This window comes from Sapientia aquatica, from assembly GCF_004358105.1.
Taxonomy (GTDB): Bacteria; Pseudomonadota; Gammaproteobacteria; order Burkholderiales; family Burkholderiaceae_D; genus Solimicrobium; species Solimicrobium aquaticum.
This window is the reverse complement of the sequence record NZ_SMYL01000038.1, coordinates 1-1,610: the sequence shown is the minus strand read 5'-3', so window position 1 is coordinate 1,610 and position 1,610 is coordinate 1. Positions and strand designations below refer to the sequence as shown.

General features: G+C 51.1%; 1 protein-coding gene. It reads right to left on the bottom strand.

The window, feature by feature from the left end; genetic code table 11:
* Positions 1–28: 28 nt before the first annotated feature.
* Complete coding sequence (locus tag E2I14_RS19150; RefSeq protein ID WP_133331543.1) at positions 29–1,567, bottom strand: IS3 family transposase; 1,539 nt, start codon at positions 1,565–1,567, stop codon at positions 29–31.
* Between the last annotated feature and the right edge of the window lie 43 nt (positions 1,568–1,610).

Below are 1,610 nucleotides of genomic sequence, written 5' to 3'. Positions count from 1 at the left end.
GGGGGTGCGGACAATTTCTTGGACTGATTTACGTTGTTAAACCTAGACTCTCTCGGTACTCGATCGGGCTGAGATAGCCGAGAGACATTTTAATCCGCTTTTCGTTATACCAGCGAATATAGGCATCAAGTGCCTCAATGAATTGTGCAATTGTCGTCGAACGCCAATCCCGTGGATAAAACATTTCAGTCTTCAGCCGTCCAAAGAATCCCTCACACGCAGCATTGTCTGGCGAGCATGCTTTGCGCGACATGGACCGGATAATACTCGCTTTCTCAACCCGCGATAGCCAACCAGGCCATCGGTAGTGCCCGCCTCGGTCAGAATGGACGATCGGTTTGTCGGTTTCATTGGTAACCGTCTCGATGGCCGCATCCAACATCACATTCACCAGTTCGGCATCTGGGCTTGTTCCAATCGACCAGCTCACGACCATACCATCGAAACAGTCGATCATGGGTGACAGGTAAACTTTTCCTGCAGGGATATGGAATTCCGAAATATCTGTGAGCCACTTCTCGTTTGGTGCAGCCGCATGGAAATCGCGATTGATGATGTTTTCCGGGGCAGGTGTTATTTCCCCAATATAGGAGCGATATTTACGCCGTTTAGGTCTGGCTACATGGAGACCCTCCTGTTTCATCAGCCGCTGAACGACCTTTTCCGAGACGAACACACGGTGCCGGCTCAGCGATGCTTGAATCCGACGATATCCGTAGGATCGGTGATTATTCTCGAAGATCTCAGTGATGGTGCTGCGGACTTCCGCATATTTGTCGGCAATCCGCTTTGGCGACCGATGGTAAAAATAGGTGCTGCGGGCCAAGTCCAGCCGGTCCAGAAGCTCTGGTATGCCGTATTCTTCTCTCAGGGCGTCAACTAGCATCGTCTTCTCCCGGTTGCTCAGTATCCGCAGGTCGACGCCCAGGTCTTTTTTTAGTAGTTCATTGGCCTTCTTCAGAAGATCGTGTTCAAGTTGCAGCTTGCGGATGTCGTGCCTGAGCGTTTCAACTTGCTGCTCCAATTTTTCCCGATCCGATTCTGCCGGTAAGCGTTTGTCGCATTTCATAGAAGCTGGGGCCTCTCGGCCAAGTAACTGGTTCTTCCAGTTGTACAGGGTTACTCGATCAACGTCCAGCTTTCGTGCAACATCCTGTGCTCGTCCTTCGCGCGTGCACAGCTCGTACACGCTGGCGCGTTTGGCCGCCAATGTAGCTCTCGGTCTACCCCGTGTGCCAATGACGAATTGCGCCGTTTCTGGAAATCGCTCGCGAACCCATTCCCTTAACTTCGCAAGGCCAGGATAGCCCAGCGTCTTCGTCGTATACGCAATGCAGCGTCCATGATTGGCGTAATGATCTAGGGCCGCATTCTTTTGATCTTCTGAGTACTTTTCCTTTGGTCGAAAGTACCCGTCCTTTAAATCGCCTCGCTCTTGGAATTCGTCATGCCAAGCTTTCAATGAATTCTTGGTTGCGTAACCCAATTGGCGGATTGTGGCTTTGCAGCGCTTGCCGAGCTTAATATATAGTTTCACCGCCCTAAGGCGTTCTTCGTATGAATACATGGACTACCCCCAAAAGTAGTCCAAGATTTTATCCGCACCCCCA

Coding starts and splice junctions, on each gene's coding strand:
- E2I14_RS19150 (WP_133331543.1), bottom strand. CDS start 1,567: ATGTATTCATACGAAGAACGCCTTAGGGCGGTGAAACTATATATTAAG.